This window comes from Sphingomonas sp. LY29 (assembly GCF_035593985.1).
In the GTDB taxonomy this organism is placed as follows: Bacteria; Pseudomonadota; Alphaproteobacteria; order Sphingomonadales; family Sphingomonadaceae; genus Sphingomicrobium.
This window is the reverse complement of the sequence record NZ_CP141587.1, coordinates 1,519,218-1,535,245: the sequence shown is the minus strand read 5'-3', so window position 1 is coordinate 1,535,245 and position 16,028 is coordinate 1,519,218. Positions and strand designations below refer to the sequence as shown.

At 67.1% G+C, this 16,028-nt stretch carries 16 protein-coding genes; 7 read left to right on the top strand and 9 right to left on the bottom strand.

Annotated elements, in window-relative coordinates:
• Positions 1-37: 37 nt before the first annotated feature.
• Positions 38-1,684 carry an NAD+ synthase gene (locus SH584_RS07795; RefSeq protein ID WP_324806079.1) on the bottom strand — a complete coding sequence of 549 codons (1,647 nt, stop codon included), beginning with the start codon at positions 1,682-1,684 and terminating at the stop codon, positions 38-40.
• A gap of 99 nt (positions 1,685-1,783) precedes the next feature.
• On the opposite strand from SH584_RS07795, the gene SH584_RS07790 reads away from it, so the two are divergent.
• From SH584_RS07790 to rplT, 3 genes are all read left to right on the top strand, one after another.
• Positions 1,784-2,716: a ribose-phosphate pyrophosphokinase gene (locus SH584_RS07790; RefSeq protein ID WP_322841760.1), complete on the top strand. Its 933-nt coding sequence runs from the start codon at positions 1,784-1,786 to the stop codon at positions 2,714-2,716.
• A gap of 145 nt (positions 2,717-2,861) precedes the next feature.
• Positions 2,862-3,065 carry a 50S ribosomal protein L35 gene (gene rpmI / locus SH584_RS07785; RefSeq protein ID WP_322841761.1) on the top strand — a complete coding sequence of 68 codons (204 nt, stop codon included), beginning with the start codon at positions 2,862-2,864 and terminating at the stop codon, positions 3,063-3,065.
• Between the two features lie 13 nt (positions 3,066-3,078).
• Positions 3,079-3,456, top strand: coding sequence for a 50S ribosomal protein L20 (gene rplT, locus SH584_RS07780; protein WP_322841762.1), 378 nt, complete (start codon positions 3,079-3,081; stop codon positions 3,454-3,456).
• A 55-nt stretch (positions 3,457-3,511) separates the two neighbouring features.
• Here rplT and SH584_RS07775 read toward each other — a convergent pair whose 3' ends face one another.
• Positions 3,512-4,426: a DUF5996 family protein gene (locus SH584_RS07775; protein ID WP_324806076.1), complete on the bottom strand. Its 915-nt coding sequence runs from the start codon at positions 4,424-4,426 to the stop codon at positions 3,512-3,514.
• A 130-nt stretch (positions 4,427-4,556) separates the two neighbouring features.
• Between SH584_RS07775 and SH584_RS07770 the strand changes: the two genes are divergently transcribed.
• Complete coding sequence (locus SH584_RS07770; RefSeq protein ID WP_324806074.1) at positions 4,557-5,105, top strand: hypothetical protein; 549 nt, start codon at positions 4,557-4,559, stop codon at positions 5,103-5,105.
• On the opposite strand, the gene aceB is transcribed toward SH584_RS07770, so the two are convergent.
• From aceB to aceA, 3 genes are read right to left on the bottom strand one after another with little or no spacing between them, the layout of a single operon-like run.
• On the bottom strand, positions 5,102-6,670 hold the full coding sequence (aceB, locus tag SH584_RS07765) for a malate synthase A (RefSeq protein ID WP_324806072.1): 1,569 nt from the start codon (positions 6,668-6,670) through the stop codon (positions 5,102-5,104). The genes SH584_RS07770 and aceB overlap by 4 nt on opposite strands.
• A complete protein-coding gene (locus SH584_RS07760; protein ID WP_324806071.1) occupies positions 6,667-6,870 on the bottom strand; it encodes a DUF4170 domain-containing protein in 204 nt (67 codons plus the stop codon). The genes aceB and SH584_RS07760 overlap by 4 nt, the downstream gene beginning before the upstream one ends.
• A 14-nt stretch (positions 6,871-6,884) precedes the next feature.
• On the bottom strand, positions 6,885-8,159 hold the full coding sequence (gene aceA, locus SH584_RS07755) for an isocitrate lyase (RefSeq protein WP_324806069.1): 1,275 nt from the start codon (positions 8,157-8,159) through the stop codon (positions 6,885-6,887).
• A 137-nt stretch (positions 8,160-8,296) separates the two neighbouring features.
• Here aceA and SH584_RS07750 point away from each other — a divergent pair, with 137 nt between their 5' ends.
• The 3 genes from SH584_RS07750 to pheT are packed head-to-tail and all read left to right on the top strand — an operon-like array spanning position 8,297 to position 13,184.
• Positions 8,297-9,703, top strand: a complete 1,407-nt coding sequence (locus SH584_RS07750) for a helix-turn-helix domain-containing protein (protein WP_324806067.1) — start codon at positions 8,297-8,299, stop codon at positions 9,701-9,703.
• A gap of 56 nt (positions 9,704-9,759) precedes the next feature.
• A complete protein-coding gene (gene pheS, locus SH584_RS07745) occupies positions 9,760-10,815 on the top strand; it encodes a phenylalanine--tRNA ligase subunit alpha (protein WP_324806065.1) in 1,056 nt (351 codons plus the stop codon).
• Entirely contained in the window at positions 10,812-13,184 is a 2,373-nt protein-coding gene (gene pheT / locus SH584_RS07740) for a phenylalanine--tRNA ligase subunit beta (protein ID WP_324806063.1), read from the top strand. The genes pheS and pheT overlap by 4 nt, the downstream gene beginning before the upstream one ends.
• Here the strand turns inward: pheT and SH584_RS07735 are convergent.
• The 4 genes from SH584_RS07735 to ftsE are packed head-to-tail and all read right to left on the bottom strand — an operon-like array spanning position 13,168 to position 15,981.
• Positions 13,168-13,857 carry a lysophospholipid acyltransferase family protein gene (locus SH584_RS07735; RefSeq protein WP_324806061.1) on the bottom strand — a complete coding sequence of 230 codons (690 nt, stop codon included), beginning with the start codon at positions 13,855-13,857 and terminating at the stop codon, positions 13,168-13,170. The genes pheT and SH584_RS07735 overlap by 17 nt on opposite strands.
• Entirely contained in the window at positions 13,857-14,396 is a 540-nt protein-coding gene (locus SH584_RS07730; protein ID WP_322841772.1) for a YdcF family protein, read from the bottom strand. The genes SH584_RS07735 and SH584_RS07730 overlap by 1 nt, the downstream gene beginning before the upstream one ends.
• Positions 14,393-15,259: a cell division protein FtsX gene (locus tag SH584_RS07725; RefSeq protein WP_324806059.1), complete on the bottom strand. Its 867-nt coding sequence runs from the start codon at positions 15,257-15,259 to the stop codon at positions 14,393-14,395. Before SH584_RS07725 ends, SH584_RS07730 begins: the two co-directional genes overlap by 4 nt.
• Positions 15,256-15,981: a cell division ATP-binding protein FtsE gene (gene ftsE, locus SH584_RS07720; protein WP_324806057.1), complete on the bottom strand. Its 726-nt coding sequence runs from the start codon at positions 15,979-15,981 to the stop codon at positions 15,256-15,258. Before ftsE ends, SH584_RS07725 begins: the two co-directional genes overlap by 4 nt.
• Positions 15,982-16,028: the final 47 nt, after the last annotated feature.

The window sequence follows — 16,028 nt, the reverse complement described above, 5'->3', positions numbered from 1 at the left end:
GCCTATACGCCATCGCGGGGCGGAGGCCAGAGAGGCGTCAGCGGGTGTGGAAGGCGTTCGTGATCGGGTAGCGGCGATCGCGGCCGAAATTGCGGCTGCCGAGCTTCACCCCCGGCGGGGCTTGGCGGCGTTTGTACTCGGCCCGAAGCAGCTTCTTCTCGATATCGGCAACCAGCGCGGGATCGGCGCCGGTTGCCTCGGCGGTCTCGCGCACCGACAGTTCGCGCTCGACCATCGCTTCAAGGATGCGGTCGAGCAGCGGATAGGGCGGAAGGCTGTCCTCATCCTTCTGATCGGGTCGAAGCTCGGCAGTCGGGGGCTTGTCGATCACGCGTTGCGGCATGACCGGACCGTCGGGGCCGAGCGCGCCCTTCGGCCGATGCGCGTTGCGCCAGCGCGACAGGGCGAAGCAGGTCGTTTTGTACGCGTCTTTCAGCACCGAGTAGCCGCCAGCCATGTCACCGTAGAGCGTGGCATATCCGACCGACATCTCGCTCTTGTTGCCGGTGGTGAGCAGCATCTGCCCTTCGGCGTTGCTCAGGGCCATCAGCGTGACCATCCGCAACCGCGCCTGAATATTCTCCGCCGCCAGCCCCTCGATCCCCGGGAGCATGTCGGCAAGCGCATTCACGCCGGGGACGATCGGGATGACGTCATGCCGCACGCCGAGCAGGCGCGCGCATTCGGCGGCATCCTCCAGGCTGTGGTCCGAGGTATATTTGGACGGCATCATCACGCAGCGCACCCTGTCCGCCCCAAGCGCATCGACCGCGACCGCGGCGCTGAGCGCGCTGTCGATCCCGCCGCTGAGGCCCAGGATGACGCCCGGGAAGCCGTTCTGGCCGACATAGTCGCGAAGCCCGACCACCATCGCGCGATAGATGTCCTCAGGGTAGGGCGCGAGCGTCGCGCGCGGCCCGGGCTCGCAGCGCCAGCCATTGGGACCGCGCACCCAGTCGGTGAGCTGAAGCGCCTCCTCCCAATCGGGCATCTGCACCGCGACGCCACCATCGTCGTTGACGACGAAGCTCGACCCGTCGAACACCAATTCGTCCTGCCCGCCGACGCGGTTGAGGTAGGCCATCGGCAGCCCGCACTCGATCACCCGGTCGCGCACCAGCCGACCGCGAAGATCGTCCTTGTCGAGTTCGAACGGACTTCCGTTGGGCACCAGCAGGACTTCGGCGCCGGCGCGCGCCAGGTGGGCGACGACCTTTTCCTGCCAGATGTCCTCGCAGATGGGCACGCCAATCCGGACGCCGCGAAACTCGATCGGGTCGGGCAGGGGCCCGTGCGCGAACACACGCTTTTCGTCGAAGGTGCCGTAATTGGGGAGCTCATGCTTAAGCGTGCGCCCGACGATGCGCCCGTCGTCGGCAAGGATCATCGCGTTGTAGTTCACGCCGCCTTCGGAATGGATCGTTCCGAACAGGATCGCGGGCCCCGGCTCGGCGGTCGCGTCGACCAGCCGCTCGGCCGCTTCCATCGTCCGCCGCACAAATTCTGGCTTCAGGATCAGGTCTTCGGCCGGGTAGCCGGGCAGCTGCATTTCGGGAAAGAGCACGAGGTCCGCGCCCTCTGCCCCTGCCCGTGCGCGCCATTCGAGCATCGCCGCGGCATTGCCGTCGAGGTCGCCGACGCGCTGGGTCATCTGTGCAAGGGCGATGCGAAGCCGATCGGTCACGCCACGTGCAATAGCGCCGCGGCGCGTCACCGCAACCTTGCCCTGACCGCCAACGCGACTAAGAGGGCGTCAGGGGCCACCGACACGGATGATCGACACATGAAGCTGCTCGCCGGGAATTCGAACCTGCCGCTGGCGAAAGCGATCGCCGATTACCTCGAATTGCCGTTGACCGGCGCCAGCGTCCGTCGCTTCGCCGACGAGGAAGTGTTCGTCGAAGTGCATGAGAATGTGCGCGGCGAGGACGTGTTCGTCATCCAGTCGACCAGCTTCCCGACCAACGACAATCTGATGGAACTGCTGATCTGCATGGATGCGCTGAAACGCGCGTCGGCCAAGCGGATCACCGCGGTCGTCCCTTATTTCGGCTATGCCCGGCAGGATCGGAAGCCAGGTCCACGCACCCCGATCTCGGCCAAGCTGGTCGCCAACATCATCACCAAGGCCGGCGCCGACCGCGTGCTGACGATGGATCTCCACGCCGGGCAGATCCAGGGCTTCTTCGACATTCCGACCGACAATCTATGGGCTGCGCCAGTGATGGCGGCGGATATCCAGGCGCGATACTCGGCGAAGAACCTCATGGTGGTGTCGCCCGACGTCGGCGGCGTGGTGCGCGCGCGCAGCCTTGCCAAGCGGTTGGACAACGCGCCGCTGGCCATCGTCGACAAGCGCCGCGAGCGCGCCGGCGAGTCCGAGGTGATGAACATCATCGGCGACGTCGAAGGGCATTGCTGCATCCTGGTCGACGACATTGTCGATTCGGCAGGGACGCTCTGCAACGCCGCCGCCGCGCTGAAGGACCAGGGCGCGACCGAGGTCATCGCTTATTGCAGCCACGGTGTCCTGTCGGGCGCCGCCGAAGCGCGCGTGGGTGCGTCGGTGCTGACCGAGCTGGTGGTTACCGATTCGATCTATCGCGAGGGCCTCAGCGTCGGAGGCAAGATCCGCCGACTGACCATCGCGCCGCTGTTCGGCGAGGCGATTCACCGGATTGCCGATGAAAGCAGCGTGTCGAGCCTGTTCGACTAAGCTTGCGCAAAACCGCACCGTCTCTTAAGGGGCGCGCTTTCCAGATCGTTGGAAAAACGAATCGCCCGGCCAGTTAGGGCTGCCGTGGCGGTTTTCATAACGTCGTCCCCCAGGGAAACCTGCGCGGGACTACAAGGAGACGAAAATGCCCAAGCTCAAGACCAAGAGCGGCGTGAAGAAGCGCTTCAAGCTCACGGCCACGGGCAAGATCAAGCACGGCGTCGCTGGAAAGCGCCACCGTCTGATCAGCCACAACGCCAAGTATATTCGCCAGAACCGCGGCACCTTCGTGCTTGCCGAGGCCGACACGGCCCGCGTCAAGCTCTGGGCCCCTTACGGCCTCAACTAGGAGCTAGCGAACCATGGCACGCGTCAAAAGGGGTGTAACCACCCGCGCAAAGCACAAGCGGATCTTGGAAAATGCGAAGGGCTATTACGGCCGTCGCAAGAACACGATCCGTATCGCCCGCCAGGCCGTCGAAAAGGCCGGGCAGTACGCCTATCGCGATCGCAAGGTTAAGAAGCGCAGCTTCCGCGCCCTGTGGATCCAGCGCATCAACGCCGCCGTCCGCGCCGAAGGCCTGACCTATGGTCAGTTCATCCACGCGCTGAAGCTGGCGAACATCGACCTGGACCGGAAGGTCTTGGCCGACATCGCGATGCACGAAGGCGAAGCATTCTCGGCCATCATCGCCCAGGCGAAGGCCGCGCTTCCCAAGGAAGCCAAGCAGGCCGCGTAAACGACCGACTTGTGAAACAGACAAGGGCGCTGCCGGCGACGGCGGCGCCCTTTTCCTATGGGGCGACCGGTACCCGCTCGAGCGCCTCGCGGTCCCAGCCGGCAAGCTCGGCAGCAGCGGCGTAAGTGCTTTCCAGAAAGGCGAGCAGCGTCGCGGCTGGGTCCGCGGCGGTCCGCACCGCTTCGTAAGGCAATACGAATTCGCCGAGTGCCTCGTCGAACCGCGCGGCGTCGGGTTGCACGGCCGCCGCGCTGAACCCGTCGGGCGAGGGATAGGCGTAGCTGTAGAAGATCGGCTCGCTCACCATTGCCGCACCGCCGGGCCAGAAGCCCGCGCTCGAGACTTCGTGGCTATAGGCCTCACGCGTAATGCGGTCGGGAAGGCCAGGGATTCCGCCCGGATGCGGCGGCGCCAGCTTACCCGAGAAGCGCGTGACCGCGAGGTCGAAGCTTCCCCAGAAGAAATGCACCGGGCTGCACTTGCCCGCAAAGCCTGCGCGGAAGCGGTCGAACACGGGTTCGATCAGTGACAAAGCAGCGTGCAGCCGCTCGGCGCTGTCTTCAGAATAAACACGCGGGGCGACATCCTGAGCGAAGGGAAGCGCGCCCTCGATCTCGTTGGGTACGCCGTTGAAGTTGGACGGCAGCCCATGCGCGTCGAGCATGGCAACGAGGTTGCGATGCAGCGCCGCAACGCTTCCCAGATCGATCGGCAGCACGTCGCGCTCGCCATCGCCCGCGCTCAGCACGATCGCGTGGCGGGTCAGGTCGATCGTCAGCGCGAAAGTGAGGTTGGGCGCGGCGATCGGCTCGATCGTCAGGCCCTCGGGCACCGGGTGAAGCGTCACGTTCCAGCCGTGGTTGGTCCAGGTCGAATGAGCGACGCGAAGCTTGCCGAGCATCTGGCTGGCGAAATGGAGCAGCGCGATCGTGTCATGATCCTGCTGTTCGTCGAGACGTGGCCACGGCATCGGCACCCTCCCCTTGCTGAGTCGCCAGCCTACTCCGCGCCACGAGGTGCGGGAAGCCCGGTCACGAGCCACTTAACGCCGCGCCCGGGCCGCGATATCAACGAGGCATCATTCGTTTGGGGGAACGACCATGTTGCTGACTTTCCTTGCCGCCGCGCTCGCCATGCAGACCCCGGCCGATGCCTCGACCGAGGCCGAAGTTTCGGCCTTCCTGGCCGCGCTTCCTGAATATGAGACGATCGATCAGCCGGCGAAGGAAGATGCCGCCACGGCGGAGCAACGAGCGCTCGCCGAAAAGGAGCATCCGAAGCAGGTCGATGCGGTCCGGCTGATATTCCGCGACTTCACCGCGTGCACTGCCAAGGCGAACAATGACGCGGTGCGCCGGGCGCTTCGGGAGACCGCGCTGAAACTGACGTCGGCGCAGCGCCGCGAGCTGACTGCATTCTACAAGAGCCCCGACTACGCCCGTCTGAAGGCGGTGACCAAGGACGGGCAGGCGAGCGACGCCGAGGCCGAGCCCGTGCTCGACGACCTGGCCAAACGCTACCCGCTCAACGAATTCCATGCCGCGACCAAGCAGGTTTCAAGCGACATGACGCTGTTCGGCCTGATGTTCGAAGCGCTCGACCGCTGCGACGTCGAGAAGCGCAAGGGACTAGACCGCCTGTTCGATTAGCCTCGATCGAGCATCGGGTAGGCGGGAAGCGTCAAAAACTCCTCGAATGCGTCGTCGGTGACCAAGCGGTAGAGCAGGCGCGCCGCCTCAGCGACATGGGGCGCGTCGCCGAGTGCGAGCACCTCCTCCTGGTGCCAATGTTCGAACAGGTCGCGGCTGAAGCGGACGTCGTCGTCGAACGGCGACTCGAAGCGGAGCCACTGCCATAGCTGCGCTCGGCAGATCTCCGCCGTCGCGGCATCCTCCATCAGATTGTAAAGCGGCACCGCGCCCCGCCCGCCGAGCCATGCGGCGATGTACTGGATGGCGACGCGGATGTTCTCGCGTGCCCCCGCCTCGGTGCGCGGCCCCTCGTGGAGCGACAGCATCGCCTCGCGGCCCGGGATCGACGGCGGCATGACGTCAAGCTGGTTTCGGTCAACCTTGTCAAAGGCTTCCATCGCCACCGGCACCAGCGCGGGGTGTGCGACCCAGGTGCCGTCGTGGCCGTTGGCGACCTCGCGCTGCTTGTCGGCGCGCACCTTCGCGAAGGCAACAGCATTGGCCGCTTCGTCCCCTTTGACCGGGATGAACGCCGCCATCCCGCCCATCGCGAAGGCGCCGCGCCGGTGGCAGGTCGCCACCAGCCGCAGCGAGTAAGCGGCAAGGAAGGCGCGATCCATCGTCATCGCCGAGCGGTCGGGGGTCAGCCAGTCGGGCGAGCGGCCGATCCGCTTGATCGCCGAGAAGATGTAGTCCCAGCGGCCGCAGTTGAGCCCGACGACATGCTCCTTCAGTGCATGGAGGATTTCGTCCATCTCGAAGGCGGCCGGGAGCGTTTCGATCAGCACGGTGACCTTGATCGTCCCGCGCTCCAGCCCGAGAGCATCCTCGCAAGTTGAGAGCACGTCCGACCACAGCGCGGCCTCCTCCATGCTCTCGAGTTTGGACAGGTAGAAATAGGGGCCGCTGCCCGCCGCCAACGCGGCGCGGGCATTGTGGACGAGACAGAGCGCGGCGTCGAAGAAGGCGCCCGACACCGGCGCGCCGTCGACGCGGCAATGGACTTCGTCGAGGTGGAGGCCGCGCGGGCGGACGATGAGCACCGCCGGATCGGCGCCGATCGCATAGGCTTTCCCGCTGCCGGAATCGGTGAAGGCGAGTGTCCCCGCCCAGCGATCCTTGAGGTTAAGTTGCCCCCGCAGCAGCTCGTCCCATCGCGGCGACGTCGCATCCTCGAAATCTGCCATGAACACCTTCGCGCCCGAGTTGAGCGCGTTGATGACCATCTTGGCATTGGTCGGACCGGTGATCTCGACCCGCCGATCGGTGAGGTCGGCCGGGATCCCGCCGATCCGCCAGTCGCCGTCGCGAATGGCGGCGGTGTCGGGCCGGAAGTCGGGCCGCGCCCCGCCGTCATACGCTTTTTGCCGCTCAAGGCGGGCAGTGAGCAGGTCGTGCCGCCGCTCGTCGAAGGCCCGGTGAAGCGCCGCGACCAAGGCGAGCGCCTCCTCGGTGAGCACCTCGCCCGACCGCGCCACGCCACTGGAGGTGATGTCCGCCGCCGTCCGCTCGATCACGCTCACTGGCCCATCCCCTGCGGTTCGACCGCGATCGAGTAACGCGTGGTGGCGTTGCAGCGGTCGCGGAAGGTCAGCCGCTGCCACTCGGTGCGCGCGCGGCCTTCGTCCGCGAACGGACCGGCCATGGTTTCGGTGCCCGGGGTGATCCGGGCGAAGTTGCAGTCGGCATAATCGCCGCCGACGATCCAGTAACGATGGGTCATGATGCGGGCTCCCGTCAGGCGTGGGCGAACTGCGCGGCTTCGGTCGATTCGGCGAGTGCGCCGGTCGACGCTTGCCCGGCCGAGATCGCGCTGGCGACCGCGTCGAAATAGCCGGTGCCGACCTCGCGCTGGTGACGGGTGGCGGTGTAGCCCGCCGCCTCGCTCCCGAACTCGGCCTGCTGAAGCCGCGAATAGGCCGCCATCCCCTCGTCGCGATAGCCGCTCGCCAGTTCGAACATCGAATAGTTGAGGCTGTGGAAGCCCGCGAGCGTGACGAACTGAAACTTGTAGCCCATCGCCCCCAGCTCGCGCTGGAATTTGGCGATGGTGGCGGCGTCGAGCTTCGCTGCCCAGTTGAAGCTGGGCGAGCAATTGTAGGCGAGCAGCTTGCCCGGATGCACCGCGTGCACCGCCTCGGCGAACTGGCGCGCCTCGTCGAGGTTGGGATGGCTGGTTTCCCACCATAGCAAGTCGGCATGCTCGGCGAATGCCAGCCCACGCGCGATGCAATGGTCGAGCCCGGTGCCGTCCTTGAGGCGGAAGAATCCTTCGGGAGTCCGCTCACCGGTCAGGAACGGCCGGTCGCGCTCGTCGATGTCCGAGGTGATCAGCTTGGCGCTTTCGGCGTCGGTGCGCGCGACAAGCAAGGTCGGCACGCCCATCACGTCGGCGGCGAGCCGGGCTGCGTCGAGGTTGCGCACCGCCGCCTGCGTCGGAATGAGCACCTTTCCGCCAAGGTGGCCGCACTTCTTTTCACTCGCCAGTTGGTCCTCGAAATGGACCCCGGCCGCGCCCGCCTCGATATAGGCCTTCATGATCTCGAAGCAGTTGAGCGGCCCGCCGAACCCGGCCTCCGCATCGGCGACGATCGGCGCGAACCAGTCGCGTGAGGCACCGCCTTCCTGATGCTCGACCTGGTCGGCGCGCTGCAGCGTGCGGTTGATCCGCCGCGCAAGCTCCGGCCCACTGTTGGCGGGGTACAGCGACTGGTCGGGGTACATCGCGCCGGCGGTGTTGGCGTCGGCCGCCGCCTGCCAGCCCGACAGATAGATGGCGTCGAGCCCGGCGCGGACCATCTGCATCGCCTGGTTGCCGGTGACCGCGCCGAGGGCGCGCACCGGGTCGGGCTGCTTGAGCCGCTCCCACAGCTTGAGCGCGCCGCGGCGGGCGAGTGAATGGTCGGGGACGAACGAACCGCGCAGCCGAGCGACATCGTCGGCCGAATAGGGGCGAACGATTCCTTCGAAGCGACCGGGAGGGGCGGGGACGAACTGGTCAAAACTTGTCATGGGCTTGCTCTCTTCGCGTACCGTCATTGGCTGATGGTGCAGTGCAACAGAGGCGGGTCGCAAAAGCACCGGCAATTAGTGCGGCCTTGTCACATCGTGACTTGTGATCGTTGAGCGAAGTTGACAGCATCGCCCTTATGTCCACCGCCAAGCTCTTCCTAGGCCACCGCCTGCGCCGCCTGCGCCGCGATCAGTCGCTGTCGCAAACCGACATGGCGGGAACGCTCGGGATCAGTCCAAGCTATCTCAACCACCTCGAACGCAATCAGCGCCCGGTCACTGCGACGCTGCTCCTACGATTGGCCGAACGCTACGAGATCGACGTGCGCAGCTTTGCCGCGGGCGGCGGGACGCGCACCGGACCTGACGAACTGTCGGAAATCTTTGCCGACACGCTGCTCGGCGACCTCGGGGTCCCGCGCTACGAATTGGCCGAGTTGGCGCACAATGCCCCCGCGATCGCCGACGCCATTGCCCGCCTCTATGGCGCGCTGAAGGAGGCCGACCGTCATCCGAGCATGGCCGAAGGCGGCGATGCGCGGGTGCTGGTTACGCCGGAGAATTGGGTGCGCGACTATATCCAGCAGCACCGCAACCATTATCCCGAACTCGAGCGGTGTGCCGAGACGCTCGGCGGCGCGCTGAGCGATCCGCTGTCGATGGCCGAACCGATGCGGCGACGGCTGAAGGACGCGTGGGGGATCGACGCACGCGTCGTGCCGCAGGCCGATCTGGGCGGGATCAGCCAGCAGTTCGATCCCGATCGCCGTCAGTTGCTGCTGTCGTCGCAACTTCGCGCGGAGAACCGGACCTTCGCGCTCGCCTACCAACTGGCGCTGACCGAGTTCGCCGACGTGCTGACCACGATGGTCGCCGCCGCCGCGCCGCCCGACGAGGGCATCGCGCAGCTGCTCCACATGAGCCTGGCCAACTATGCCGCGGGCGCGATCATGATGCCCTACGGCCGTTTCCTGCGCGCGTGCGAGGAGATGCGTTATTCGATCGACCGGCTGTGCGGCGAGTTCGGCGCCAACGTCGAGCAGGTCGCGCATCGCTTCACCACGCTCGGCCGCCCCGGAGCGCGCGGCGTGCCCTTCTTCATGCTGAGGGTCGATCCCGCGGGCAACATCTCGAAGCGTTACGCCGGCGACCAATTTCCCTTCTCGCGCTTCGGCGGCACCTGCCCGCGCTGGAACCTGCACGCGGCGTTCCAGGCGGCGGGGCAGGTCGTCACGCAGCTGATCGAGACGCCCGACGGCCACCGTTATTTCACCGTCGCACGGACGATCGAACGACCGATCAAGACCGACCTGTCGGGCGGACTGATGGCGATCGGTCTTGGCTGCGACATTGCCCATGCGCACAAATTGTCGTGCGCCGAAGGGATTGACCTCGAGCGAGCGCCGGTGACCCCGGTCGGGCCGGCGTGTGCGCTGTGTCCACGCACCGACTGCGGCTATCGCGCGACCGCGCCGGCGGGACGCAAGCTGGCGGTCGATCGGCTGCAGAAGACGATTTCGCCTTATCCGTTCGTGGCAGGATAAAGACGAACCGCACGCACCTTTGATTGTGCGGCGCGGCGACGCTAAGGCGCTGGGCGATGGAACCGCAGCAGATTACCGCCGATATCGCCGCCGCCCCCGACCTCGCCGCGCTGGACGCCCTGCGCGTTGCGACGCTGGGCAAGTCGGGCAGCGTCACCGCCTTGATGAAGACGCTTGGCGGCATGACGCCAGAACAGCGCCAGAGCGAAGGCCCCAAGATCCACGCGCTGCGCGAAGCGGTCACGGCCGCGATCGCCGACCGCAAGGCCGCGCTCGAGACCGCCGAACTCGATCGCCGCCTCGCCACCGAGCGCGTCGACCTGTCGCTTCCGGCGCGTGAAACGCCGAAGGGGTCGATCCATCCGGTCAGTCAGGTGATGGACGAACTCGCTGAAATCTTCGCCGACCTTGGCTTCGCGGTCGCCGAAGGTCCCGAGATCGAGGACGACTGGCACAATTTCACCGCGCTCAACATTCCCGAGACGCATCCCGCTCGCGCGATGCACGACACCTTCTACGTCGAGGGCGAGGCGCCGCGGATGGTGCTGCGCACGCACACCTCGCCGGTGCAGATCCGCACGATGATGTCGCAGAAGCCGCCGATCCGCGTGATCGCGCCGGGGCGCGTCTATCGCAGCGATTCCGACGCGACCCACACCCCGATGTTCCACCAGATCGAAGGTCTGGTGATCGATCGCGGGATCCACATGGGTCACCTCAAGTGGACGCTCGAGACCTTTCTTAAGGCCTTTTTCGAGCGCGACGACATCGTGCTTCGCCTGCGACCGTCTTATTTCCCCTTCACCGAGCCGTCGGCCGAGGTCGATGTCGGCTGGTCGATGGAAAAGGGGCGCCGCGTCGTCGGCGGGTCCGAAGGATGGATGGAAGTGCTGGGCAGCGGCATGGTTCACCCGCGCGTCATCGCAAATTGCGGGCTTGATCCCGCCGAGTGGCAGGGCTTCGCCTTCGGCACCGGCGTCGACCGGCTGGCGATGCTCAAATATGGCATGGACGACCTGCGCGCCTTTTTCGACGGCGACCTTCGCTGGATGAAACATTATGGGTTCGGCTTCCTCGACGTTCCCACGCTGAGCGGGGGAGTCGGCGCATGAAGTTCACCCTTTCGTGGTTGAAGGACCACCTCGACACCGACGCTGACGCAACCGTCATTTCGGAAACGCTGACCCGCATCGGGCTTGAAGTCGAAAGCGTCGACAATCCCGCCGAGGCACTTGCGCCGTTCCGGGTGGCGCGCGTGCTGACCGCCGAACGCCATCCGCAGGCGGACAAGCTGCAGGTGCTGACCGTCGATACCGGCGAGGGCGAACCGCTGCAGGTCGTGTGCGGCGCGCCCAACGCGCGCGCCGGTCTGGTCGGCGTGTTCGGCGGCGCGGGGACCTATGTCCCGGGCAGCGACTTCACGCTGAAGAAGACGTCGATCCGCGGGGTCGAATCCAACGGCATGATGTGTTCGTCGCGCGAGCTCGAGCTTGGCGACGATCATGACGGCATCATCGAGCTTGCCCCCGACGCTCCGGTCGGTGCGAGCTACGCCGACTATGCCGGGCTCGACGACGCGGTGTTCGATGTCGCGATCACGCCCAACCGCCAGGATTGCATGGGCGTCCGCGGGATCGCGCGCGACCTTGCCGCCGCGGGCCTTGGCACGTTGAAGCCGCTCAAGATCGAAGCCGTCGCCGGGACGGGTGCCGGACCGGAGGTTCGCCTCGACGATCCCTATGGCTGCCCAACATTCTACGCCCGCCGCATCGACGGGGTGACGAATGGCGCCTCGCCCGAGTGGATGCAGGCGCGGCTGAAGGCGATCGGTCAGAAGCCGATCAGCGCACTGGTCGATATCACCAACTACATCATGTTCGACCTTGGGCGACCGCTCCACGTTTACGACGTCGCCAAGCTCTCCGGCCCGATGATCGTCCGCAAGGCGAAGGCGGGCGAGGAAGTGGTCGCGCTCAACGGCAAGAGCTACACGCTCGACGAGACGATGACCGTGATCGCCGACAATCATGCCGCGCACGACATCGGCGGGATCATGGGCGGCGAGCATTCGGGCGTTCAGGCCGACACGACCGACATCATCCTCGAATGCGCCTTCTTCGACCCCGAGAGCATCGCCCGCACCGGGCAGAAGCTCAACCTGACCAGCGACGCCCGCCAGCGGTTCGAACGCGGCGTGGATCCCGATTTCGTCGAAGGCGGGATCGAGTTCGCCACGCGCATGATCCTCGAGCTGTGCGGTGGCAGCCCGAGCGACGTCACACGCCGCGCCGCGCTGTACGACCAGGCCGACGACGTGCCCGAGCATGAGCACCGCTTCCGCTACGATCCCACGCTTACCGAGACGCTCGGCGGGATTTCCGTGCCCGAACCGCAGCAGCGCGACATCCTGTCGCGGCTCGGCTTCGAAGTCGGCGAAGACTGGTCGATCGTGGCGCCGGGCCGCCGCCGCGACGTCCACGGTCCTGCCGACATCGTCGAGGAAGTGCTGCGGATCGTCGGCTACGACGCCATTCCCTCGACCCCGCTTCCGCGTGCCGAAGGCGTCGCCCGCCCGACCGCGACCCGATCGCAGATGATCGAGCGCCGGGTTCGCCGCGCCGCCGCCGCGCGCGGGCTCGACGAGGCGGTGAACTGGAGCTTCATCGGCGAGGCCGACGCCGCGTTGTTCGGTGGCGCCGCGCACGTGCTCGCCAATCCGATTAGCGAGGAAATGAAGCACATGCGTCCCTCGCTGCTTCCCGGCCTTGCCGCTGCCGCACGCCGCAACGTCGATCGCGGCGCGACATCTGTCCGCTTGTTCGAGCTTGGCCGGCGCTACCTCGCCGACGGAGAGAAGCCGACCGTCGGGCTGCTGCTGGCGGGCGACCGCGGGCCGCGCGACTGGCAGGCCGGCAAGCCCGGCCGTTTCGACGCCTACGACGCCAAGGCCGAGGTCATGGCGCTACTGGAAGCGGCCGGCGCACCGGTGGCGAACCTGCAACTTGACATGAACGCGGGCGACACCTGGCACCCCGGCCGATCGGCGACGCTGCGCCTCGGCAAAGCGATATTGGCCGCGTTCGGCGAACTGCATCCGCGCGTGGCCAAGGCGCTCGATGCGCCCGACGGCACGGTCGCGGCAGAACTCTACCTCGACGCGATCCCGCCCGCGCGCGGATCAGGCCGCGCTCGCGCCGCCTTCACTCCACCCGCGCTTCAGCCGGTGACGCGCGACTTCGCGTTCATCGTCCCGCCCGAACTTGCCGCCGATGCGCTGCTCCGCGCGATCCGCGGCGCCGACAAGGCGTCGATCACGGGCGTGCGCCTGTTCGATCGTTATGAAGGCGACGCCGGCCTGAGCCTTGCGGTCGAGGTCGCGCTGCAACCGGGCGAGAAGAGCTTCACCGAAGCGGAAATCGCCGCGATCGGTGAGCGCGTCGTCGCGGCCGCGGCGAAGCTGGGCGCTACGCTTCGAGGGTAAGCGCGTTGATCGCGGCGTGGACGCGCGCTTCGATCTCGGGGCGCTTCAGGCCGGCGGGAATGACTTCGCCGACCTTGAAGTGGACGGTGCCCGACCGCTTGAGGAAGCCCTTGTGCCACAGCCTGCCGACGTCGTGCGCGACCGGGACGACCGGCAGGCCGAGCGCACGGTAAAGGCCGGCGAAGCCCGGGCGCAGCGGTGGCGATTCGCCGTAGGCGATGCGCGTTCCTTCGGGGAAGATGATCACCGGGCGCCCGCCGGCGACCGCCGCCTTGGCCTCGGCCATCATCACCCGCAGCGCCGCCGCGCCAGCCTCCCGGTCAACGCCGATGACGCCGTAGCGCCGCGTGACCCAGCCGAAGAGCGGGATTACCGTCAGCTCTCGCTTCATCACCACCACCGGCGTATCCGCGAAGTGGAGCGTATCGACCGCTTCCATCATCGACTGATGCTTGACCGCGATCAGGTAGGCGCCGTCGGGAATGCGGCCGTCCCACTCGATCCGGATCCGGAGTACATGCTTCACGAGCAGATGGTGGAACGCCGACCATGCATGGACCACCGCCTGCACCGGCCGGTCGCCGAACGGCGCGACCGCGATCACGGTGAGCACGTAGACCAGCGTGCCGGGATAGAAGAGCAGCGCGAACAGCGCAGAGCGTATCGCATCCATCAGATGTCGAGCCAGACGCTGAGCCGGCGCAACACCAGCTTATTATATTCGGCGAACAGGGTCATGAATCCCGGCTCGGTTCGCACGCCGTCGGGGACGATGGTATAGCGGTCGTCGAAGGCGCGGTTGAACTCGTACATGGCGCGGCGCATGTGCCAGTCGCTGGTGACGAGGCGGAAACGCTTGTAGCCGCGCCGGTCGAGCCAGCGCTTGGCCTCCTCCGCGTTCGATCGCGTGTCGACCGATTCCGATCCAAGATCGACGCAGCAGCGGAACAGCTCGCGCTTCTTGCCGCCGACACGGGCGACCAGGTCGGCCTTGCGCACCGAGGGATCGGCGCCGGCGATGAGCAGGCGCTTGCCTTTGCCGTCGCTGAGCAGGTCGACGCCATATTCGATGCGCCCCTTGCCCCCCGTGATAACGACGATCGCGTCGACGGCTGGTGTGGCGGCGGGCGCGGGCTTGCCGAGCGTGACCGCGAACAAGGCAAAGGCGAGCGCGTAGCCGATGGCCAGGAAGGACAGCAGGCGAGTAATCATAGTCGCGCCCGCAATGCCCCGAGCACGGCTCTTCGCGCAACCAAAGTTGCAAGCGCCGCCCCGATCAGCGGAAAGACCGCGAGCAGAAGCGCATCGCTCCAGCCGAGCGGGCGCGTTCCGCCAAGCAAGGTGTCGAGCGCGCCGCCGCCCAGTGCCAGGAGCAGGACGACCCCCGCGAGCGTGGCGCCCGCGACCCCGCCCATCAGCGAATCCACCGCTATCTGTCGCTGGAACAGCCGCGCGATCTGCTGGTCGGTGGCGCCGATCCCATGCATTACCTCGATCGTCGCGCGGTGCGTGTTGAGCGCGCCCCGCGCGGCAAGCACGACCGCCGCCCCGGTTGCGAGCGCGATCAGCACCACCAGGCCGACCGCAAGCGCGATCGACCCGCGAAGCGCCGCGAGCAGCGGGGCGAGGCTGTCGCCTTGGGCCGTCAGCCTTGCGCTTGGCACGGCTCGCTCGACGATCGACCTGACCGCATCGACATTCGCGCCCGGCGCCAGGTCGACGTCGATCATGGCGGGCAAGGGCAGGTCGGCGTCGGCTGCGGCGGGGCCAAGCCATCGCTCGAGCGTCCGGCGAAGCTCCTCCTGCGGAACGGGCGATACGTCGACCACCCCCGGCGCACGGCGCGCGGCCGCCACCGCAATATGCTGCTTCGCCGCGCCGTCCGCGATCTGGATCGAGTAGCGATTCTCGACCCCGGTTCGCACCAACGCCGCCATGTTGCCGAGCGCGAGCGCGGTGGCCGACACGATGATCATGACGAACATCATGATGGCGATGAGCAAGGGAACGGGGCCGCGCACGCCGCCTCCGGGAAGCAGACGGCGCTCGGGCGGAGAGGCGGTCAAGCTCTTCACGCGCGCGCCTCACGGTGCGCCGAGGCTTGCGGCGGGTGGCGAAGCGAGCCGGTCGGATCGATCAACCGCCCGTTTTCCAGCCGGATCAGCTGCGCGCCCGGCGTTGCGGCGATCAGGCCGAGGTCGTGGGTCGCGACGATGACCGTCGTCCCGAGGCGGTTCATCGCGGTCAGCAAGTGAAGGATACGCTCGGCCATGCCGGCGTCGACATTGCCGGTCGGTTCGTCGGCGATGATCAGTTCGGGCTGGGCAATGACCGCTCGCGCGATCGCCACCCGCTGCTGTTCCCCGCCCGACAGGGTCGGCGGGCGCGCGCTGGCGCGATCGGCCAGTCCGACCCAGGCCAGCATTTCGCGGACCGGCCCCTCGACCGAGGTCTCGTCGGCGCCGGCGATGCGAAGCGGAAGCGCGATATTGTCGAAGGCGGACAGGTGCCGGATCAGCCGGAAGTCCTGGAACACCACGCCGATGCGGCGGCGATAGAGGGGCAGCACGTCGCGCGACGCCTCGCCCAGCTCCTCGCCGAACAGGCTCAATCGCCCGCGTGTCGGCCGCTGGTCGAGGTAGAGGAGCTTGAGAAGCGAGGTCTTGCCCGCGCCCGACGGGCCGGTCAGGAAGTAGAATCCGCCCGCCGACAGCCGAAAGTCGAGGTCGCGCAACACCTCGGCGCCCGTGCCGTAGCGCAGGCCGACCGAGTCAAATTCGACGATGCTGTCGGCCAACGCGTACGCTCCCTGTCCCCCACGTGCGATGTGGCACGTCCGCGCCT